The 21,233-nt window shown below is 64.6% G+C and carries 13 protein-coding genes and 1 pseudogene; 3 read left to right on the top strand and 11 right to left on the bottom strand.

The features are described from left to right. Nucleotides 1–100: 100 nt before the first annotated feature. Nucleotides 101–3,415, bottom strand: coding sequence for a chromosome segregation SMC family protein (locus HMPREF2712_RS06245; RefSeq protein ID WP_083311394.1), 3,315 nt, complete (start codon nt 3,413–3,415; stop codon nt 101–103). Nucleotides 3,416–3,739: 324 nt separating this feature from the next. On the opposite strand from HMPREF2712_RS06245, the gene HMPREF2712_RS06240 reads away from it, so the two are divergent. The 3 genes from HMPREF2712_RS06240 to HMPREF2712_RS06230 all read left to right on the top strand — a co-directional run bounded on the left by HMPREF2712_RS06240 (nt 3,740) and on the right by HMPREF2712_RS06230 (nt 9,162). Beyond that, entirely contained in the window at nt 3,740–4,792 is a 1,053-nt protein-coding gene (locus tag HMPREF2712_RS06240) for a 3-oxoacyl-ACP synthase III (protein ID WP_070819522.1), read from the top strand. An 83-nt stretch (nt 4,793–4,875) separates the two neighbouring features. Further along, nucleotides 4,876–7,872, top strand: a complete 2,997-nt coding sequence (locus tag HMPREF2712_RS06235) for an alpha/beta fold hydrolase (protein WP_070819521.1) — start codon at nt 4,876–4,878, stop codon at nt 7,870–7,872. 33 nt (nt 7,873–7,905) lie between these two features. Beyond that, on the top strand, nt 7,906–9,162 hold the full coding sequence (locus HMPREF2712_RS06230; RefSeq protein ID WP_070819520.1) for an NAD-dependent epimerase/dehydratase family protein: 1,257 nt from the start codon (nt 7,906–7,908) through the stop codon (nt 9,160–9,162). A gap of 224 nt (nt 9,163–9,386) precedes the next feature. Here the strand turns inward: HMPREF2712_RS06230 and mutM are convergent, their stop codons facing one another. The 10 genes and pseudogenes from mutM to HMPREF2712_RS09165 all read right to left on the bottom strand — a co-directional run. Next, the gene (gene mutM / locus HMPREF2712_RS06225) at nt 9,387–10,460 is read right to left on the bottom strand and encodes a bifunctional DNA-formamidopyrimidine glycosylase/DNA-(apurinic or apyrimidinic site) lyase (RefSeq protein ID WP_070819519.1); all 1,074 of its coding nucleotides are present in this window, start codon (nt 10,458–10,460) and stop codon (nt 9,387–9,389) included. A gap of 75 nt (nt 10,461–10,535) precedes the next feature. After that, on the bottom strand, nt 10,536–11,225 hold the full coding sequence (gene rnc, locus HMPREF2712_RS06220; RefSeq protein ID WP_012903342.1) for a ribonuclease III: 690 nt from the start codon (nt 11,223–11,225) through the stop codon (nt 10,536–10,538). 16 nt (nt 11,226–11,241) lie between these two features. Further along, nucleotides 11,242–11,445: a 50S ribosomal protein L32 gene (rpmF, locus tag HMPREF2712_RS06215; RefSeq protein WP_005505656.1), complete on the bottom strand. Its 204-nt coding sequence runs from the start codon at nt 11,443–11,445 to the stop codon at nt 11,242–11,244. A 30-nt stretch (nt 11,446–11,475) separates the two neighbouring features. Continuing rightward, a complete protein-coding gene (locus HMPREF2712_RS06210; RefSeq protein ID WP_049337938.1) occupies nt 11,476–12,084 on the bottom strand; it encodes a YceD family protein in 609 nt (202 codons plus the stop codon). Nucleotides 12,085–12,309: 225 nt separating this feature from the next. Next, on the bottom strand, nt 12,310–12,786 hold the full coding sequence (gene coaD, locus HMPREF2712_RS06205) for a pantetheine-phosphate adenylyltransferase (RefSeq protein ID WP_060824643.1): 477 nt from the start codon (nt 12,784–12,786) through the stop codon (nt 12,310–12,312). 132 nt (nt 12,787–12,918) lie between these two features. Then, nucleotides 12,919–13,578: a 16S rRNA (guanine(966)-N(2))-methyltransferase RsmD gene (gene rsmD, locus HMPREF2712_RS06200; protein WP_070615964.1), complete on the bottom strand. Its 660-nt coding sequence runs from the start codon at nt 13,576–13,578 to the stop codon at nt 12,919–12,921. Between the two features lie 109 nt (nt 13,579–13,687). Next, on the bottom strand, nt 13,688–17,338 hold the full coding sequence (locus HMPREF2712_RS08945; protein ID WP_083323945.1) for an ATP-dependent DNA helicase RecG: 3,651 nt from the start codon (nt 17,336–17,338) through the stop codon (nt 13,688–13,690). Then, nucleotides 17,335–18,630: a DAK2 domain-containing protein gene (locus HMPREF2712_RS06190; RefSeq protein ID WP_070819518.1), complete on the bottom strand. Its 1,296-nt coding sequence runs from the start codon at nt 18,628–18,630 to the stop codon at nt 17,335–17,337. Before HMPREF2712_RS06190 ends, HMPREF2712_RS08945 begins: the two co-directional genes overlap by 4 nt. Nucleotides 18,631–18,884: 254 nt before the next feature. Further along, nucleotides 18,885–20,252 (bottom strand): thiamine-phosphate kinase, encoded by a 1,368-nt coding sequence (locus tag HMPREF2712_RS06185; protein ID WP_070819517.1) that lies wholly within the window; start codon nt 20,250–20,252, stop codon nt 18,885–18,887. A gap of 78 nt (nt 20,253–20,330) precedes the next feature. After that, nucleotides 20,331–21,233 (bottom strand): annotated as a pseudogene (locus HMPREF2712_RS09165) (hypothetical protein); the annotation flags it as partial.

Below are 21,233 nucleotides of genomic sequence, written 5' to 3'. Positions count from 1 at the left end.
CGGCTCGCATGGGAAGGTTTAAACGCTGGGAAGAAGCGGCGAGGCAGGGGCGCTCGGCTGGGTCTGGCCGGGTCGGGCAGGGTCTGGCAAGCGCGGCGGGCTACAGCAGCTCGCGCAACTCCTCCATCTGCTGAGAAAGCACCGTCGACACACCACCGCGCATCGACACCCCGTACAGGGTCTCCGCAATCTGCATCGTGCGCTTCTGATGCGTCACCACAATCAGCTGCGAACGCTCCCCCAACTCACCAATCACCTGCAGCAGGCGCGAGAGGTTGCGGTCATCCAGCGCCGCCTCAACCTCATCGAGGGCGTAGAACGGCGACGGGCGAGACATATAAATCGCAATCAACAGCGCCAGCGAAGCGAGCGAACGCTCACCGCCAGACAGCAGCGACAGGCGCTTAACCTTCTTACCCGCCGGGCGCGCGTGAATCTCCACACCCGAATTCAACGGATCGGACGGGTCGTCCAGCTCCAGGTGGCCCTCGCCTCCCGGGAACAGGGTCTCAAAGATGCGGCGGTAGTGGGTGTTAACGTCCTCCATCGCGGCGGTGAACACCTCCGCAATGTGGCTGCTGACCTCGTCCATGACCGTGTTCAGGTCGCGGCGGGTCGCTTTCAAATCCTCAATCTGCTGGTTCAGGTAGGCGTGGCGTTCGGACAGTGCCTCGTACTCCTCCAGCGCCAGCGGGTTAATGGCGCCCAGCGCCTCCAGTTCGGCGCGGGTTGCCTTGAGGCGAGCGCGGACGCTCTCGGTGGAGGCTTCGGTAGTCTCTGATGCCGTTTCGGTAGCAGTATTTTCGGGAGCGTCGTTTTCGGAGGCAGCATTTTCGGAAGCCTCATCTGCGGGCAAGTCAACCGGCAGTTGCTCGGAGTACTCCTCCTCCAGCTGCTCCAGGGTCAATCCCGTCACCAGGCGGGCACGCTCAGCCAGCGCCTGCACGCGCTCCTGCACGCGCGCCGCCTCCGTCTGAGTGCGCGCCAACAGGGTCAGTGCCGCCGCGTGCGCCGCCTGCAAATCCTGCACCTCATCATTCGTGCTGGTCAGGCCCTCCTGAGCGTTCTTCAGGGCGCCGCTCAGCTCGTGCAACTGCTGCTCACGCTCGCTCACCTGTTCGGCAAGCACCTCACCCAGACGCTGGGCGCGGCGCTCAATTGTCGCCGCGGGAGCCTGCTCCCCCGTGCCCGCCAGGTAGGAATCCTCGCGGGTGCGCGCCGACTCGTAGGCGGTGCGCGCTTGTGCCACGGATTCCTCTGCGGCGGTGAGGCGCTCGTTCAGTCGGGCGCGCTCATTCTGAATGTTCTGCGCGGAGGCTTCCAGGGAATCCGCCTGGGCGCGGGCGCGGGCATGCTCGGCGCTCGCCACGCCCGCCGCCTTCGCCGCCTCGCGTTCTGCTTCGACCGCCGATTCTGCCGCGGTCTGAGCCTGCTGAACGGCATGTTCGGCTTCGTCCAGTTCGGCGCGTGTGCGGGTCACGACCTGGGAGGCGGCGCGGTATGCGGCGGCAAGTTCCAGGGGGCTGGCGCCCTCAGCCGGGTAGAGCAGGCTGTAGCGGGTGTGCTCGGTGCCTGCGGGGTCAAAAATACGCCATATAGTGCGCTGACCTGCGAGGGTATTCTCTGCGAGCAGGTGCAGGGCTTGCTCTGCGGAGGCGGCATCCGGCGCGAACAGCACGCCCGCCAGGCGCTCACCCAGCGCCGCGGTGACGCGCGCCAGGGCGTGCTCGTCGATGCCTGCGAGCGCGGCGGCGTCCTCGCTGAGCGGTTCAATCATCTCGGTGGCGGGGTGGACACCCAGCTCGCGCAGCTCAGCGGCGCAGGAATCGGGCAGGGTGGTTTCGGGCAGTTCTGTTGAAAGTTCCGTCGCGGCAGATTCGCTGCTTTCATCACCCTTACCACCACGCAGCTGCGACACCTCGGCGCCCTCAACCGGCACGCTCAACGCCGCGGTCGCCAGCGAGGTCAGCGCCGCAGATGCCGCACGCGCGTACTCGGGGTCAATCTGCACGGCATCCAGCACGCGCAGCAGGCTCGCGCCCTCGCTCGAAGAATCCAGGAGCTCGCCGGTCTCGGGGTCGAACACCGCCTCAGCAGATTCAGTGTCCAGCTCGGCGGGTTCCTCGCCCAGGCTCTGACCCAGCGCCTCACGCAGGGTTGCGGCACGCTCAGCCGCCGCCGCGTAGGCGCGGGTCGCCTCCACCGCAGCGGCGCGGGTGGCATCCAGCTGGGCCTGCGCGCGGGCACGAGACTGCGCGGCCTCACCCGAGGCGCGCTCAGTCTGCGCCACCTCGGACGCCGCCTTCTCAACGTTCTTCAGCGCCGCATCGTAGCGCTCCTCAAAGCTGGCGTAGCTTTCCACCGCGCGCTCTGCCTCTTCGCGGCGCTCCTCCAGCAGTTCCAGGGCGCGTTCGTATCCGGCGCGGGCGGCGGCGGTCGCTTCGGTCAGCTCCACGCGGTAGGTGCGCACGCGCTCGGTGGCGATGGACTGCACGGTGCGCACGCGCGCAGCGGACTCGCGCAGGGTCGACACGGCCTTCTGGCAGGCGGTGACCTCGGCGTTCAGGCGGTTCTGCTCCTGCTGATGCTTCGCGGACGCTGTACGTGCCGCCTCCAGTTGTTCTTTCAGGGTTTCGGCGCGGCGGGTACCTTCCGCCTCGGAGGCGAGAGCCTGCGCCTGCTCAGCCTGCAGAACACCCAGCTGACGAGCCAAAAGTACCGCCTCCAGCTGGCGGATGCGCGCCTGCAGCTGGCGCGCGGTCGCGGCGGATTCTGCCTGCTCGCTCAGCGGCTGCAACTGCGAATCCAGCTCGGCAACCAGGTCGCTCAGGCGGGTAACGTTCGATGCCACAGACTCCAGCTTGCGGCTGGTCTTCTCCTGGCGGCGGCGGTACTTGACCACGCCCGCCGCCTGCTCAATCATGTCGCGGCGCTGCTGCGCGGTGGCGTGCAGGACCGCATCCAGCTGACCCTGGCCGACGAGCACGTGCATCTGCTGACCCAGACCCGCCTCCGAGAGCAGGTCCTGAATGTCGGCAAGGCGCGCCGGGGAGCCGTTAATCTCGTACTCGCTGCCGCCGGAGCGGAACATGGTGCGTGAAATCTGCACCCGATCAGCGGGAATGCTGAGGGTGCCATCAGAATTATCGAAAGTCAGGGTGACTTTGGCGCGGCCCAGGGGCGCACGCTGGGCACCGTCACCCGAACCAGCTTCGCCGGAGCCCGCGAAGATAACGTCCTTCATGCTTCCGCCGCGCAGGCTCTTAGCGCCCTGCTCGCCCATAACCCAGGCGAGCGCATCCAGCACATTGGACTTGCCGGAGCCGTTGGGGCCGACCACCGCGTTAATGCCGGGGGTGAACTCAAAAGTGGTGGCGGAGGCGAAAGACTTGAACCCGCGCAGGGTCAGCGACATCAGGTGCACAAGGGGCCTTTCTGCAGAAGAACTGGTGTGTGCCGGGCACGTTTTGTGGTGCGTGGCGGCATCCCTCTAGTGTACGCGGTGCGGCGGGCAGGCGGCGTGAACGTGCACGGAGTGAAGGGGGTTCAAAGTTCCTCATTCTGCATCATCTTACGCGCGGGGTGAACGGGCGCGTTCATATTGGGTCTACGGATACGGGTTCGCCCGGTCGGTGCGGTAGATTGGAATGAGCATCACGAATTCTGCGGGGCCGCTGTTCGCATCCCCGCGTTTTTCTATGTATCCCACTGACTTCTATTTTCAAGGGCCACACCATTGATGAATGCACCCGCCGATAAGGTCGGCACGAACTCTGACATTCGCCACGCTAATGCAGCTCTGCTGTCTATTACCCATGAGCTGCCTCCGGAGGTCGTCACGAGCGACTACTTCGATGAGCAGCTGGCCCAAACCTATAAGCGTCTGCGCATGCCGAAGGGCCTGCTGGAGCGTCTTGCCGGTATTAGCACTCGCCGCGGTTGGGCTGAGGGTCAGACCTTCGAGGACGGCGTGGTTGCCGCAGCCGAGAAGGCTATCGAACAGGCGGGTATTGACCGTTCCCAGATTGGCCTGCTGATTAACGCTTCGGTGACTCGCGATAACTTTGAGCCCGCCGTTTCGGTGGGTGTGCACGACCGCCTGGAGTTGCCGCGTCACGCCCTGAACTTCGATATTACGAACGCCTGCCTGGGCTTCGTGAACGCGATGACTGTCGCCTCCACCATGATTGATGCGGGCGCTATCGACTACGCCCTGATTGTCGCTGGTGAGGACCCCTCCCCGTGGCACCGCACCGCGGTGCGCATCCTGAATAACCCAGATTCGACCCGCGAGGATGTGCTGGCTCAGTTCGCGACCCTGACCCTCGGTTCGGGTGCGGCGGCGGCTGTAATTGGTCGCGCTGACCGCCACCCGGAGGGTCACCGCATCGTCGGTTCGGTGTCCCGCGCGGGCACTGAGCACCGTAACCTGTGCATCGGTGGCGAGGCGGATCAGGGCATGAACACTGACGCCGAGGGCCTGCTCAAGCACGGCCTGGAGCTGGTGGCGCAGGCGTGGGAGCAGGCGCATCAGGACGGCTGGGAGTGGAACGACATGACCTCCTACGTGACCCATCAGATTTCTAACGCCCACACGAACGCCATTATTGAGGCGGTCGGTATTGAGCGTGAGCGCATCCCCTTGACCTTCCCGAAGTGGGGCAATGTGGCTGCGGCGGCTCTGCCGATGACTCTCGCCGAATGCGCGCCGACCTACACGGAGGGCGACCGTATTCTGTGCATGGGTGTGGGTTCTGGCCTGAACACTGCCCTGCTTGAGATTCAGTGGTAACCCGGTAGCCAGCAACCTTTAGCCGGTAACCCGTTAGCTTTTGCGGTAGACATTCACCGATTCGATCCGGAAGGATTCCCAGCATGCGCCATTTGAACTTCCCTAAGGCTCAGCCCCCGTATAACCCGGAGGAATGGGCGGGCGTGAACCCGCGCTACTCCCACCTTCTGGAGGTGCCCACCTCCGCCCCCATTGAGCAGCGGGCGCAGCAGGCTGGCGCGCGCCGCTGGCACTACCTGGATAACCTTCCGGTGCTGGTCGAGCAGGGTTTGGAGCCGATTGGCACGATCCTGTGCGTGCACGGCAACCCGACCTGGTCGTACCTGTGGCGCACCGTGCTGGATGCGGGCGTGAATGAGCGCGCCCCGTGGCGTGTGGTTGCGGTTGATCAGATTGATATGGGTTATTCGGAGCGCACCCACCTGGATTTGGAGGGTGAGCGCCGCTCCCTGACCGACCGTATCGCTGATCTGGGTGATTTCACGAAGGCACTCGGTCTGGATGAGACTGATAAGCCGGTCGTGACCCTCGCCCATGACTGGGGCGGGCTGGTGTCCTTTGGTTGGGCGCTGGAGCATCGTGAGATTCTTTCGGGCGTGATGCTGACGAACACCGCGGTCTACCATGACGGCATTGAGAATATCCCTGCCGCCCTGCGCCTGGCGTTGGGTGTGCACGAGTGGGGTACTCACGATTCGACCGCGTTTATTGATGTGACTTTGGGTTTGGCTCAGAATGAGGGCCGCCTGCCCGCGCCGGGTTCTGCCGGTGCCGGGGCGCTTGATGGTGCCCTGCCGCAGCCGGTGGGTCAGCAGCCCAAGCGCCTGTACCCGAGCCCTCTGAACGAGGCGATTTACCGTACGTACCGTGCGCCGTACGCTCATTCGGCGTGGCGTGAGGGTGTGCGTAATTTTGTGGGCGATATTCCGACCGGCACCGATATTCCTTCCTATACGCCGATGCAGCGTATTGCCGAGCAGATCCGTGACCTGGACGTGCCCGCGTTCTTCCAGTGGGGCACGAAGGACCCGGTGTTCCAGCGCCGCTACCTATTCGACCTGATGGAGCGCATGCCGCAGGCGAAGGTGCACCGCTACGAGAAGGCCTCACACCTGGTCATTGAGGATTACGATATTGCCTCCCCCATGATTTCGTGGCTTGCGCAGACTTTCGGCACGCTGGAGGACGGCATGCTGGTTCCGGCGCGTAATGCGGAGGCGGAGCATCGTGCCGCCCGCGCGCGCCGCCACGGTCTGACTGCCGGCGAGGGCGCTACCGCTAAGGGTGCTGTTCCCGCGGCGTTCCGCCCCATGCTCACGGCCCTTACAGAACGCGCCGATGACGCCTCCACCGCCGTGGTGGATATGGACCCCAAGGGCGACGGCACCACCGTGAGCATGACCCTGACCTGGGCTGAGCTGAACCAGCAAGTCAACGCCGCCGCGACCCGCCTGCACGCCCTGGGTGTGCGTCCGGGCGACCGCGTGAACCTGATGGTGCCTCCGGGTGCCCGCCTGACCACCCTGATTTACGCCTGCATGAAGCTGGGCGCTGTCATTGTGGTGGCTGATACCGGTCTGGGTATTCCGGGTCTGACTCGCGCGTTGAAGGGCGCTAACCCGAGCTTCCTGGTGGGTATTCCTGCCGCGCTCAGTGCCGCCCGTACTCTGCTGTGGCCGGGTGTGCGTATTTCTGTGGAGCCGCTGGGGTCGGTGCAGGAGAAGCTGTTGGGCGTTGCCGGTTCGGTGTTTACCGCGCCCGCCGCTGACGGTACTCCGGGCGAGCCGGTGCCAACCCCGACCGTGGTGGAGTTCCCCTCCCCCGTGCCGGATGCTGATGCGGCGGTGCTGTACACCTCCGGTTCGACCGGCCCGGCTAAGGGTGTGGTGTACACGCAGCGTCAGCTGGCGGGTATGCGCGACGCTATTGCGAATACGTACGGTTTTGCGCCCGGTAGCGGCCTGGTGGCTGGCTTCGCGCCGTTTGCGCTGTTGGGCCCGGCGCTGGGTGCTACCAGCGTGACCCCGACGATGGATGTGACCCGCCCGAAGACCCTGACGGCTTCTGCCCTGGCGTCTGCTGCGGCGGCTATTGATGCGTCGGTCGTGTTCGCTTCCCCCGCCGCCCTGGTAAATGTGGTGGCGACCGCCGATGAGCTGAACGCTGAGCAGCGTGCGGCGTTGGCTAAGGTTCAGACCGTGCTGAGTGCTGGCGCGCCGATTCCCGTGCCGCTGCTGGAGGCGCTCTCCGCCCTGGTGCCGAACGCCTCCCTGCACACCCCGTACGGCATGACCGAGGGTCTGCCGGTGACCGATGTGTCTTTCGAGATGATTCGCCAGGCGATTGCTGAGGGCACCCCGAATGCTGCCGGTGAGGTGCTTGACCCGTTCGCCCGTGATGGCGTGTGCGTTGGTTTCGCGGTGTACGGTGCGGCGGTGGCTATTGCCCCGCTGCTGCAGGACGGTTCGGTGGCGGATGAGCTGACCCATGAGCCGGGTGTGACCGGTGAGATTCTGGTGTCGGCGCCGCATGTGAAGGACCGCTACGACACCCTGTGGGTGACTGAGGAGCGGTCCATTAGCACTCCGGGTTGGCATCATACCGGTGACGTCGGGCACCTGGACGCTTCGGGTCGCCTGTGGGTTGAGGGGCGCCTCGCGCACGTGCTACTGACTTCGCAGGGCGTGCTGACCCCGGTTGCGGCTGAGCAGTCCGCCGAGTCCCTGCCCGAGGTGCGCCGCGCCGCCCTGGTCGCGGTGGGCCCTGCCGGTACTGCCGCTCCGGTGCTGGTCATTGAGGCGTCCGCAAATACTGCCGCGTTGGAGGCGCGCCAGTCGGCATCGGGTCTCAAGCGTGCCCTGCTCGATCGCGTGCCCGGCGCTCGCCGCTTCCCCATTGCGGAGGGTGTGGCCCCCTTTGAGCTCTCGCAGCTGGTACGTCAGAAGGTTGCCGAGGATACCGGCGTGGAACTTGCCGCGGTGCTGGTGGTGCACGAGCATCCGACCGATATTCGCCACAATTCGAAGATTGACCGCCCCGCCCTGGGTGAGTGGGCGTCGAAGGTCCTTGCGGGGGCTTAAGCGCCTGCCGGATCTCTAAGTCTAAGGAGTATGATGTCCCCTCATTCTTCGTGTGAGCCCTCTTCCCACGAGCCCGCACCCCGCCTGTCTGCGTCCCACCCATCTGGACACCGCCTGTCGACTGCGCATGCGGTGACCTCCCCGACGGCTCGGTTCCGCAAGCCTGCGCAGCCGCTCGCGGCACGCTACACTGACCCCGCCCCGCGTTCGCTGCGCCCGGTTGAGGAGCCCGATTTCGCGCCGCGTATTGGCGAGCGCATCCTCTTTACCGGTGCGAGCGGCCTGCTGGGTCGTGAGAGCGTGCTGGCGTTGCTACGTGCCGGCTATGATGTGCGCGTTTTTCAGCGTGGCGATTCGGGTATTGCGGCGCTTCTGCCCGATTCGATTCGCCCGCGTTTTGAGCAGGTGCGCGGCGATATTACGAATGCGCAGGCTGTGGATCTGGCGATGACCGGTGTCAACGGCGTGGTGCATGCCGCGGCGAAGGTTTCGGTCAGCGGCGAGTGGGCTGACTATGAGCGCATCAACATTGAGGGCACCCGCACCCTGTTGCAGGCGGCGCTGAACCATTCGGTGGGTTCGTTCCTGTACATTTCGTCGCCGTCGGTGGCTCATGCTGGCGCGGCGATTGTGGGTGACGGTGCCGGCGTGGCGTCCCCGGAGCATGCGCGCGGTAACTATGCGCGTTCGAAGGCTGCCGCTGAGCTTCTTGCCCTGGAGGCGAACGGCACTGCCCTGCCCGGTGGCGGGGTTTTGCGCGTGGGTGCGTTGCGTCCTCACCTGATGTGGGGTCCGGGCGATACCCAGCTGGTCGAGCGTATTCTGGAGCGTTCCGCCGCGGGCCGTCTGCCGCTGCTCTCTGGCGGTACGGGTCTGATTGATACGCTCTACATTGATAACGCCGCGGACGCCGTGGTGCGCGGCTATCAGCGCCTCGACGCTTTTGCGGGCCGGGCGCTGGTGGTGACGAACGGCCAACCGCGCACTATCGCTGAGCTACTGGGTGGTTTCTGTGAGGCGGTGGGCGTTCCCGCCCCGCGTTTCTCGGTTCCGGCGAAGGTTGCGGCCCTGGCGGGTAAGGTCATTGAGCGCGTCTGGGAGCGTCTGCCGAAGAACGTGACCGCCGGTGATGAGCCGCCGATGACGGAGTTCCTCGCCGAGCAGCTGTCGACCGCGCACTGGTTTGATCAGCGCCGCACCCGCGAGCTTCTGCAGTGGGAGCCCGCCGTGTCGATTGAGGAAGGCTACGAGCGTCTGGGCTTGTTCTACGGGGACAGGTACAGCCGCTAGGTGCAGGCGATAGGTACAGCCGCCAGTTGCTTCTTGTTAGGGTGGTTTTCGGGTTGACTCCCCGGCCCCCGGTTTATACAACTGAGGTTTATACAAATGACGGCGTAGCTACATCCCCCGTACGGGAGGAACGTAGCTACGCCGTCATTCGCATATCTAGCGTGAGCTTGTGCCTGTCGTAAGCCTTTACCTGTCGTAAGCTTCTACCTAGCGTGAGCCTTTATCTAGCGAGAACGCGGCGCCCGCTGGCAGTGCGGGCAACGGTAGGACGAGCGGTTCTGGAAGGGCTCACACACTATCAGGGAGGTGCGGCCCGCCTCCGCGCAACGGTGGCAAGGCTCCCCGGCACGCCCGTAGGCGTTCAGCGAGCGCTCAAAGTAGCCCGACTCGCCCAGCACGTTCACGTACAGGGCATCGAAGCTCGTGCCGCCCGCCGCCAGGGACTCGCGCAGCACCTGCGTGACCGCCTCCAGCAGTTCGCGGGTTTGGGCGGCGCTGAGGGTGCGTGCGGGCTTCGCGTAGTGTAGCCGCGCACGCCACAGCGCCTCGTCGGCGTAGATATTGCCCACGCCGGAGATGACCGACTGGTCCAGCAGCACCTTCTTAATGCCGCTGGAGGTGCGCAGGAACTTGCGGCGCACCGCCGCGGGGTCGAAGAATTCGTCCAGCGGGTCGCGGGCAATGTGCTTGACCGCCTCCGGTACTAGAAAACGCTCAGGTACTTCACCCGGCGCTGCTTCATCCGCCGCTGCTTCATCCGCCGCTGCTTCATTCACTGCAACTGCCGCGGGTACGTCCGGCACCAGCCGGCTAAGGAACATGCCGCCGAAGATGCGCTGGTCCACGAAGAGCAACCGCTGCCCGGTGTTTGCCCGGTTGACGCTCGCCACACCGCCGGTAGCTCCCGTGTCACCGGTAGCTCCCGCCGGTCCTAGCTCGAGCGCCACGCGCAGGTGCCGCGGCTGCTCGTCAAAGGCCGCGCGAGCCTCCGCATCATTACCCGAGTCACTGCCCGGCTCATCGCGCACGAGCAGCTGACCGCTCATGCCCAGATGCACCACGAGCGCCTCGTCGGCAAGCGTGCCATCCGACTCGCTCAGGGTCAGCCACAGGTATTTGCCGCGGCGGTATGCACCGCGCAACGTCCTGCCGGTGAGTGCCGCCTCAAAGTGGGCGGGACCGGGCAGGTGCCTGCGCAGCGAACGGGCATCGACCACGCGCACCGCCTGCACGGGCCGACCCACCGAGTGCTCGGCTAGACCTGCGCGAACGGTTTCCACCTCGGGCAGTTCGGGCATGGTTCCCTCCAATCAGCGGGGCTGCAGAATCAAGAGCCCACAGAGCTAACAGACCTGCAGGATGCTTGAATGAGCCTAAACCAGAACGCGGTACGCCTGCTCAGCGGCAAGGCGCTCCGCCTCCTTCTTACTCGGACCCACACCGGTACCGGCCTGCTGGTTCGCCACAATAGCGACCGCAGTGTACACGCGCGCGTGGTCGGGGCCCTCGCCGGTGACCTCGTAGCGCACGTCTCCCCAGCCGCGGGCGGTGGCGAGGTTCAGCAGCTCAGTCTTCCAGTCGCGTCCAGAGTTCAGGACCTTCTCATCGTCGAGCAGCGGGGCAATCAGGCGCAGCACCAGGTCACGAGCCGCCTCGCGACCGCACTCCAGGTAGGTCAGGCCAAAAATCGCTTCCATGGTGTCGGCAAGGATCGAGTCCTTATCGGCGCCGCCGGTGTGAATCTCGCCCTTACCGAGCAGGATGTACCTGCCCAGATCCAGGTCGCGTGCCACCTTCGCCAACGCCACCGTAGACACCACCACGTGGTGCAGCTTCACGAGCTCACCCTCGGGCAGGTCGGGGTAGCGTCGGTACACTTCTTCAGCGATCGCCAGGGAAAGCACCGAATCGCCCAGGAACTCCAGGCGCTCGTTATGCTCCACTCCGGGATTCTCGAAGGCGTAGGAGCGGTGGGTTAGGGATAGCAAAAACGTCTCGGCGTCGATATCGACTCCGAGACGTTTACGCAACTCCCTAGTATCAACACTAGGAAATTCAGTCATAAGGATTCACCGCTTCTTAGGCGTCTGCAACCTTACGGCCCTTGTACTCCAGGAACAGGGCGTTGCCTGCAGCGTCGGTTACAACCTTTGCCTGGTGGGGCAGGCTGTAGGTCACGCGACCGTTTTCAACGGTCTTAACCAGCTGGGGCACGGATGCCTTCCACTGGGAACGGCGTGCGCGGGTGTTAGCGCGGGACATCTTGCGCTTGGGAACAGCCACAGCTATCTCACAATCTCTAGTAACAACAATTTAGTTTTCGGTATCTGCACCGAGCAGGCCCTGCAGGGCCGACCAGCGCGGATCCAACACCTCGTGATGATGCCCGGGGTCATCCTCCAGGCGCGCACCGCAATCGGCGCACAGACCCTGGCAGGTGTCCCTACAAACAGGCTGGAACGGCAGTTGAAGGATTACTGCGTCCCGCAGAGCCGGTTCAAGGTCGATGGAATCATCCTCAACGGCGTACTGCTCATCTACTTCGTCTTCGGGGCCGCCAGCCGGGGCCTTCTCAAAGACGAAAAGCTCTTGAATATTGGCCGACATCTCGTAATCAATCGGATCCAAGCAGAGGCTACACTCGCCGTGTACATCCACAACGACGGAGCCGGTAACTAGGATACCATCAACAACAGACTCCATACGAATATCGAGGTCAATATCCGAACCCTCTTCCACGCCGATGAGCGTGTTACCCAGGTCTGCCGGTGCGGGCAGGACCTCAGCGAGAGTTTCCATGGTGCCGGGGCGGTGAATCAGGTTAGTAACCGATACCACCAGCGGCGATGCGTCTGCACGTGAAATGGCGTTTCTCCTTACGAAATGTATAAACCAAAGTCCCATTTTAGGGGTCATTCGCACCGTTAATCAAGATTAAGCGCCTTTTAAATCTCTTTAAGTGGCGCTCACCTCTTAAATATTCCCTTAAGGAGGCGCCGCGCGGCATTTAATCGGCCGGTCGGGGCTACTACTGGGGGACTTAAGTGCCCGGTCGGCGGTGCGAGTTATTCTGCCGGGGCCCTGCCGGTGGGCGTGTCGGATGGGTGCGCACAAGGTGGTGTGCGCCTGGGTTGATGAAGCGTTTTTCTAGGCGTTTTTCAGGGCGCGGGCGACCGCCTCCGGCACGAAGGGAGTCACATCACCACCCAGCGACGCCACCTCACGAATAATCGTGGACGATACCGCACCGTAGCGGTCCTCACCCGCCAAGAACACCGTCTCAACCTGCGCCAGGTGGCGGTTCATGCTCGCCATCGGAGCCTCATAACTGTAGTCCGTCGCCGAACGCAGACCCTTCACCAGCACCTTCGCGCCACGCTCCGCCGCATACTCGGCAAGCAGCACGCCCGGCGGAATCGGCTCCACGCTCACACCCTCAATGCCGAGCTCCTGCAGAGACTCACGCACCAGCTGCACGCGCTCCTCCAGGGAGAAACGGTACTTCTTGGAGCTATTGTGCGCCACGCCCACGATCACCTCGTCAAAGAGCTGAGCGGCGCGGGCAATGATTTCCAGGTGGCCGTGGTGCACGGGGTCAAAAGATCCGGGGCAGAGGGCAATCATGGCGGTCCCTTCACGAATAAATATCAGACGTTGGAATGAGTAGATGCGGGTGAATTTAGGATGCGGGTTAGTGGCATGCGGACGAGCGCAGGCTGAGGTAGCAAGATCGGGCGGTGAGATGCGGCGGCAATCTTAGGCGGCGAGCTCTTCAGCGTCTTCGCCGGGCTCAAGGTTCGTGCCGGGCTCGTCGCCCGCCTGCTCCTCCACCTCGTCAGGCTCCACATAGTAGAGAACCGTCTCGCCGTGCTGACGGGTCGAAAAACAGTACAGGCCCTCGCCCCACACCGGCTCGGGGTCGCGCGAAGAACGCTCCACCACGACCACGGCACCCTCGGCAAGCTTGGGGGTGAGCGCCTCCAGCAGCTCACTGACCTGCTCATTCGGCATGGCGTAGGGCGGGTCAACAAACACCAGATCCCACGGCCCGGAGGCGGACTTCACGTAGGTCAGCGCCTGAGACTGCTGCACGCGCGCCGCAGAACCGGTAGCACCAGAAGAACCGGTGCGGCCCATCGCCTTCTCCACCGCGGCAACGTTCTTGCGAATCACCGCAACAGCCTTCGGGTACGTATCCAGCAGAGTCACGGAGGCGGCACCGCGTGAGAGTGCCTCGCAGCCCAGCGCACCCGAGCCACCAAAGGCGTCCAGCACGCGGGCGCCACGAATAATGTCGTAGCTCTCCAGCTTGGAGAAGAGGGATTCCTTCACCCGGTCGGTGGTGGGGCGAGTATTATCCCCCGGAACCGAGGCAAGGCGAACGCCTCCGGCAGCACCGGAAATAATACGGCTCATAGGTCTCTCCTCTTAACTAGTGCGGTGTGTTGACGTCAGGGTTTCAGCGAGTGGTGGGCAAGGCTGGTTGATGGGCGGAGCGGGCAGAGCGTTCTGCCCCGTTGGGCGCTTATCCCCTGCCGAGGAACGCCTCACGGTCAGCGTCCAGAGCGCGGTCAATCGTACGCGCCAACGACGGGTGCTTAGCCAGCGTCGGGTCCTTCTCCACCACCGAGCGGGCATCCTCGCGGGCACGCTCAATAATGTCGGCATCGGCGAGCGCCCGCAAGAACCGCAGGGTACTCTTCGAGCCCGATTGTGCAGCACCCAGAATATCACCCTCACGGCGCTGCGCCAGGTCGATGCGGGAAAGCTCAAAGCCGTCCGTGGTGGAGGCGACCGCATCCAGACGCTCTCGGGACACGCCGCCCTCCTCCTGGCGGGTAACCAGCAGGCAGGTGCCCGCATAGCCGCCGCGGCCCACACGACCGCGCAGCTGGTGCAGGCCAGAGATGCCGAAACGGTCGGCGTCCATGATGATCATGAGCGTGGCGTTCGGGACGTTCACGCCCACCTCAATGACGGTGGTGCTGATGAGCAGGTCAATTTCGCCGCGCTCGAAAGCGGTCATGACGGCGGTCTTCTCCGCCGGGTCCATGCGGCCGTGCAGGGTGCCGATACGCACGCCGACGAGGGCGTCCTCAGCACTCAGGTAAGAGTACATTGAGGCGACCGAGGTCAGCTGAACCTTGCCATCGCTACTCGTGCTACCGCCCTGACCGAAATAGCCCTGGGCAGAGTTGCCCGCGCCCGCGCCAGTTCCAGCACCGTTCAGGCTGGATGCGCCAAAAAACGCGGCGCCTTCCTCCAGGCTGTCGCCGTCCTCCCCGATTTTGGGTACGACAACGTACACCTGGTGGCCCGCATCAATTTCTTCGCGGGCGCGCCTCCACAGCCGGGACGCCCAGGCGGGCTTCTCGGCGAGGGGCACCACGTGCGTTGAGATTTTCTGGCGGCCCGCGGGCAGGGTGTCGAGCACGGATACGTCCAGGTCACCGAACACGGTCATGGCGACGGTACGAGGAATAGGCGTTGCGGTCATGACCAGGCGGTGCGGCAGGGCGCCGCCGGTGCCGCGCAGGCTGTCGCGCTGCTCTACGCCGAAACGGTGCTGCTCGTCCACGACGACCAGACCCAAATCGTGGAAGCTCACCTCATCGGAAAGCAGGGCGTGGGTGCCAATCACAATCTGGGCGGTGCCGTCGGCGAGTTCCTGCAGTACCTTGCGCTTGGCGCGGGTGCCCATGGAGGCGGTCAGCAGGCGCACGCGCACACGGCCGGGTTCCGCCCCGCTCCCCGCGGGGATCCCCTCGGCGGAACCGGCGGCAGAATCGTCAGCATCAGAGTCTTCGGGCGCCGCCATATCCCCCAGGATGTCCAGCACCGAACGCAAATGCTGCTCGGCAAGCACCTCGGTCGGGGCGAGCATCGCGGACTGGCCGCCCGCATCGGCAACCTGCAGCATGGCGCGCAGAGCCACCACGGTCTTACCGGAACCCACATCACCCTGCAGCAGGCGGTTCATGGGCGATTCACTCGACAAATCCGCGGCAATCTCAGCGCCCACCTTCTGCTGTCCCTCGGTCAGCTCGTAGGGCAGAACCTGAAGCAGCCGATCGGCGAGGCCGCCCTCCACGGCGGGGCGCGGCTGGGTCAGGTGCGCGGCACGCACCGAATGCAGGCGGGCGAGCGCGCTCTGTAGCACGAACGCCTCGCGGTAACGCATCTGCGCCTGCGCGGCACGCCAGGTGTCCTCCGAGTCGGGGGTGTGCAGGGCGCGGTACGTCCACTCCAAGGACGGCACCTTACGGGCGCGACGAATCATGTAGGGTACCGGGTCTTCAAGTTCTTTGAGCGGTACCTTTTCGAGCAGCTGCGCCATGTAGCCGCTAATGCGGTCGGTGGGCAGCTTCACGGGGGCGCGGTAGACGGGCACGGGGGCGGTGGCGGCGTCGGTAACGTCCGCGCCGGAGGCGTCCTTCGAGAGCAGGGCGTAGTGCGGGTTGGTGAGGGTGTATTCGCCGCGGTAGATGCCGACCCTGCCGGAGAACATCATGGTTTCACCCTCGCGGATTTCGCGGGCGGCGGTCCAGGCGTTGAAGAAAGAGAGCTTCATCTGCGAGCCGATGAGCGCACAGGGGTTCATCATGCTGGGCGCGGGCACGCCAAAGAGGCCTCCCTGCGCAAAACTGTCCTGCGCGAACGAATCTTGGCCGTAACTGTCTGCATAGCCGCTGTAGGAGGCGGGCTGTGCTCCCCTGCCCTGCACGGGGTTCTGGGCAGCTGGGTTCTGCGTGGAGTTAGCGAGCGCGTTAATGCGCGGGTTGTGCATCCCGGTTGCCTGCCAGTTCTGCGCGGGCGCACCGGATACTCTGGATACGCTGGATGCGCCGGGGCGGTTAGCGCGCCCGGGCACCACGGATACAGGACCGCCAGCCCCAAAACCAGTGGCACCAAAACCGGCAGCCCCAAAACCTGCGGGTGCGTCCTGCCCGGTGGCGTCGGAGAGCCGGTCGGTGATGGTCACTTCCATGATTTTGCCGCGGCGCGCCGCCATGGTTCGGGTACTCACGTGCACCACGCGGGCGATAATGGTGACGTCCTGGCCTTCAACGAGTTCGGCGAAGGAGCTGAGCTCACCGCGCGGCAGGTATTTGCGCGGGAAGTATTCGAGCATCTCTCCGACGGTGTGCAGGTCCAGGTGCGTGGAGATTGCCTTGGCGCTGGGCGCGGGCAGGTACTTTTTGAGCGGCGCGTTTTCGATGCGGTCCTCGGAGGCATAGCGCGCCAGGGCACGGCTCTTAGCCTCTGCGGCGGCTGATGCGGGCTTCGCAGCCGCGACATTCTCAGCGGTTGCCTTCTTCGCGGCAGCTTTGGGCGCTTTCTTCAGCGTGGTTTTCGGCGCAGCGGTCTTCGGCTTTGCCGGAGTCTTCTCGGCGGTAGCAGATTGAGCGGCAGGCGTTTTCTCTGCGGGAGCGGCCTTCTTCGCTACGACCTTCTTGATCGCGGGCTTTTCAGCTTCTGCCTCGGCAGCGCTCTTCTTCGCATCGGGAACCTTCTGCGCAGGCTTCTGCTCGCCCTCTTCGCTCGCCTTCGCCACCTTCTGCGGGCGCGCCGAGGTTGCCCGCACGGGAGTCTCATTCTCCTGCGGGCTCAGTACGTTCTGGACTAGTTCCTTCTGAACTGTTTTCTTCTGAGCTGCCTTCTTCTGAGCGGGTTCCCCCGGCTGATGTGCATCCGGCTGTTTTACGTCCGGCTGAGTTGCTTGCCGTGCCGCCAACGCAATATCGACCAGCTCATAGATAGCGTCGTCGGTCATGGTGTGCGCGGCGGGACCCAGCGAATGCTTGAGCGTCTTGAGCGCCTTACGGTAGGGGGCGCTAGCGCGCTGTGCCGCGCGTTCGCTCAACTCGGCGCGGTTCACCTCGCCCCGGGCGTAGGCGGCAAGATCGCGCACGGTCAGCTCGGCGGTGGTGCGGAGCTGCTCATCGCTCAGTAGCGGCGCATCCTTTTTCCGCTGCCGAGCTCGGGCCGCAGAACCGTCACGGGGCGCGGAATCAGCACGGGTAGGCTCCACAACCGTTGAATCTACTGGCTCCCCCTGGGGTGCCTCAGCTTTCGCGGGCTTATTTGTCGGCTTAGTTTTGACCGGAACAGGCTCGGGAAGCCCCAAGTCCAGGGCTTCCTGCTGCGGATTTACGGAACGTCGGGCGGGGCTCATGCGCCGCCCTCCGCACCGCACGCGTGGTCGGCGTGACGACCGTCCGCCAGGGAGGAAATACGCTCATCCGACCACTGACCGTAGCCCATAATCAGCTCGCGGGCGGGGTCGATGTCGGGCACGTGCACGTGCAGCGCCCAGAGTCCAGCCGCCATGTCCAGGGGCGTAATGAGCAGGCTGTCGCCCATGGCTTCAAGTTCGGGGCGTAGCTGCGCCAGGGCGAGGGGCTCGCAGGTCAGCGTACCCATGAGCTCCCAGCCGCTCTGCCCCGCGTGTTCTGCGTGCTCGGCGGGGTATGAGTCTGCCTGCGCCGCAGAACCGGCTACAGAAGTCACACCGGCAGAGGGCGCACGGAGCATGGACTCCACCTGCGCCTCGTTCAGGGTCGCCCCTTCCCAACGCGGGTTGGAGTGCACCACGGCAAGGTAGAAGCCGAGCGCACCGGCATCCACGAAACCGGCAAGCTCGGGCGAGGGCGGGAACTGCGCGGTACGTTCCAGAGCGGCACGCATCAGCGCACGTCGACGCTCTTTCAGCACCTCGTCAGCGGCTTCTGCGTCCTGTGATGCATCATAGTGTGCGTCCAGGCGAGCGAGCTCCACCATGACCGACAGCATCGTGGAGGGCACCATCTGCTCCCCCACGCTGGCACGAATGCGCTCAGCCGCGAACGCCATCGCGCGCGCCTCCGCGTGGGCGTACTCCAGCTTCACTTCGCGGTGCTTCGGCAGGGAACCGCCAGCCAGCACACGCTCGTAGTCTGCCTCCAGGGCGCGCACGAGCGGCAACTCGGCAGCCGCATCGCCAAGCTCCTGGGCGAGGTTTCCGGGCAGGAACCAGTAGCTGCGCACCGCCTCAAGCGCCCAAGCGCAAAGCAGAGTACCAGAGTTGCCGCGCGCCACGCGGGATGCGCGCATAATCGCGTGCTCGTAGATGCCGCCCAGCTGAATCCACAGGTGGGCGAGGGTTTCTTCTTCGGAGGTGCCCGCCGCCTCGGGCACGCACGCGCCCTCCCCGCCGGGGATTTCGCCAGCGGGCAGAGCCTCACTGGGCAGAACCTGTTCCATGCCACGCTCAAACTCTTCGGTCAGGGTCAGCAAGGTATGGGCGATATTGGAGCCGGTGTCCTTATCGGGCACGGGGAACCCGTTGAGCTCATTGAGCGCCTCGCGGTAGCGTTCGATGGTGGTGCGGGCGGCGGTTGACCACGCTACACCGAAGCGGTAGGCACGCACGCAGGCGCGGCGGTAAATCTCGCGTTCTTCGGTGCGCTGGTTCTGTTCTGCGTTCACGCTACCCTCCTCGTCAGTTTCGTCAGTTTCGCGCGGTTCTCGGCTGAGTTCTCAACTAGTTCTCGGCTGAGTTTGTGGCTAGTTCCCGGCTGATTTCTCAGTGCCCGCGGCATGGGCAGAATCCAGCCTGTTTCGTACTTCTATTCTAGGCAATTTCGGTTAAATGTACGGTATTGCCCGTCGTCTATCCCGCGGGATGAAAGCACAGACTAAACATACAAACAGCACGCACCTCGCGGCACTCGGTGGAACTCCTACGCGGAAGCCCCGTAGTGTTCCCAGCCCATGCCGTCCAGGGATCGGCCGTCCATGACGACCGCCGCGCCGGTCACCGCATTGTGGCGGCGCTCGGCACCGTAGAGTTCGGCACTCAGGCCGCGCTCCGGGGCGTCCGCAACGCAGGTGCCCAGGGGCACGAACTCTTCGGGCACCTCACCGGGGAAGGTCGCCAGCAGGCCGTGGTCTTCTCCACCGACCAGCACGAAGGTGCGCGCCAGGGATGCGGGGCTCTCCCCCGCCTCGTTGCGCTCACCAATCGCCAACAGCAGGCGCGCCAACGGCAGCAGAGGCTCGGCGAACGCATCCACGGCGGCGCGGTCGAGGCGCATCTGCACCCCGGAGGCGGCGGCAACTCGCCCGGCGTCCTTGACGAGTCCGTCAGAAAGATCCAGCATGGAGCTTGCCTGATGCTGGCGCGCCACCTCACCGGCGGGGATGGGGCTGACCGGGTTGTGCTGCGATGCGACGGCGCGCTCGCAGACCGCAATCATGTGCGCGGCATCTTCGGGGCTGAGGGTGCGGACAAGCTCGATGAGCCCCTCGGGAAGAGCGCCAGTAGGAAGAGCGCCAGAGCCTTCAGCTTGCTTCTCAGCTTGCCGCTGAGCCCACGCCTGTCCCACCGCCCCCAGCGCCGCCTCAGCATCCTGACCTGCGGCGATGGCACGCAACAGCGCCGTGGCGGGCAGGGAGAGAGGGTTGAGCAGCAGGCGCAGACCGGCATCGGACCAGGCGGTACGCCCCGCCAGGGCGATAGTGTCACCGGGGCGTGCACCGGAGCGTAGCACGGCGCGATCCGTGTAGCCCAGAGCGGTGACGGTCACCGACATTTCGGTGGAGTCGCCAATATCGCCGCCGCCAATCACACATTCGGTGGCTCCGCAGGCGTTGATTCCGTCCACAATGCCGTGGGCAAAGCCGTCAATCCAGCCGTAAGGCGTGCTACCGGGCAGGCTCAAGGAGATGAAGAGGCTCGCCGGGCGCGCACCCATGGCGGCAACGTCGGCGAGGTTCTGGGTCGCGGCTTTGCGCCCCACATCGTAGCCGCTACTGCGGGCGGGTTCCAGAATGAACTCACCGGCCTCACCCGCCCGTGCGATACCGCCGGGCCAGAGGTTCATGAAGTCCTGGTCCTCAACGAGAGTGTCGGTGGTGACCACGGTACGCTGCCCGGGCGCGGGCGCGGCGAGGACGGCACAGTCGTCGCCGGGGCCCACCTCGAGGGGTTCGATGCGCCCCGCCTGACGTGCTGCAGCGGCAACCTGCTCGTTGTGGGCGTTGATAATCGGCATGAAAGCGCGCAGAACGCGGGACTCCCCCAGCTTTGAGAGAGGTGTCTCTCGCATGGGGTTGTCCCGCGTTTCGCTAAAAGTCTGAGGATTCACATCCTCTATTATCGCGTATTCTTACGCGTTATGTTCGCCTTATGCTCCGCGGCTGAAGTAGCGGATTGCCAGAGCAATCAGCACCAGACCGATGAGTGAGAAGAGGATCAGCGGTGCAATGCCGGAAAGTCCGGAATCGTCCGCGTCCGCATTCTTCACGGCCTGCTCCTGGGCGGCATTCGCGCCGTCAGCCTTTGCCACGCTCTTTGCGGAGCGGCTGGCGCTAGCCGAGGTGGAGGAGCTAGGCGATTTCGAAGCCGATACCGAGCTTGAGGAGCTCGAGGGGCTTACCTCGCGGGAGTGGTCCTCGTCGGTCTTATTGCGCGAGAGGTATCCAGCAACCCAGTCTGCCGCACCCGGGATGGAGTCATTCGAGCCGTTATTGGCTGCAATTCGTCCAAGGGTGGTACCGCCGGAACGCAACGGATCGTCATCGTCGCCATCAAGCCTGTCGCTCGGTGCCTTGCTCGGTGAAGAGCTCGAAGATCCCGAAGAGGAACTTGAGGATTCAGAGGAGTTGCCCGGTCGCGGAAGCTCAATGGAGATGATGACATCTTCCCCAGAGACTTCCTGACGATTGCCGGGGACGGTCACCGGGTTGTTCGCCGGAGGAATCGGAGCAACAGGTTCGGTCTCGATCGGGGTAACCGATTTGGAGTCCGAGCTGTCCTTGTTATCCTCTACCGGAGCTACCGGAATCACGGGGATGACCGCGTCCTTGGTCGGCTCGTTAGTCGGCTCCTGCTTAGCTTCCTTGGAGGGCTCCTGAGTCGGATCCTGAACCGGGGCCGGAACAACTGGAACCTGAGAGGGCTCCGGGTTCGGCTCGGGAGTTACATCCTTGGTTGGTTCAGGAGCGGGCTCCGGATTCGGTTCCGGAGCGGGGTCCTGGGTTGGCTCCGGGGTCGGTTCGGGAGTTACGTCCTTCGTCGGCTCGGGAGT

This window comes from Rothia sp. HMSC064F07, from assembly GCF_001837265.1.
Lineage (GTDB): Bacteria > Actinomycetota > Actinomycetes > Actinomycetales > Micrococcaceae > Rothia > Rothia mucilaginosa.
This window is presented reverse-complemented; position numbering and strand designations above follow the sequence as displayed.

Excerpts from the sequence above, each read along its gene's own strand:
- HMPREF2712_RS06245 (WP_083311394.1), bottom strand. The coding sequence starts at position 3,415 with ATGTCGCTGACCCTGCGCGGGTTCAAGTCTTTCGCCTCCGCCACCACT.
- HMPREF2712_RS06240 (WP_070819522.1), top strand. The coding sequence starts at position 3,740 with ATGAATGCACCCGCCGATAAGGTCGGCACGAACTCTGACATTCGCCAC.
- HMPREF2712_RS06235 (WP_070819521.1), top strand. The coding sequence starts at position 4,876 with ATGCGCCATTTGAACTTCCCTAAGGCTCAGCCCCCGTATAACCCGGAG.
- HMPREF2712_RS06230 (WP_070819520.1), top strand. The coding sequence starts at position 7,906 with ATGTCCCCTCATTCTTCGTGTGAGCCCTCTTCCCACGAGCCCGCACCC.
- mutM (WP_070819519.1), bottom strand. The coding sequence starts at position 10,460 with ATGCCCGAACTGCCCGAGGTGGAAACCGTTCGCGCAGGTCTAGCCGAG.
- rnc (WP_012903342.1), bottom strand. The coding sequence starts at position 11,225 with ATGACTGAATTTCCTAGTGTTGATACTAGGGAGTTGCGTAAACGTCTC.
- coaD (WP_060824643.1), bottom strand. The coding sequence starts at position 12,786 with ATGATTGCCCTCTGCCCCGGATCTTTTGACCCCGTGCACCACGGCCAC.
- rsmD (WP_070615964.1), bottom strand. The coding sequence starts at position 13,578 with ATGAGCCGTATTATTTCCGGTGCTGCCGGAGGCGTTCGCCTTGCCTCG.
- HMPREF2712_RS08945 (WP_083323945.1), bottom strand. The coding sequence starts at position 17,338 with ATGAGCCCCGCCCGACGTTCCGTAAATCCGCAGCAGGAAGCCCTGGAC.
- HMPREF2712_RS06185 (WP_070819517.1), bottom strand. The coding sequence starts at position 20,252 with ATGCGAGAGACACCTCTCTCAAAGCTGGGGGAGTCCCGCGTTCTGCGC.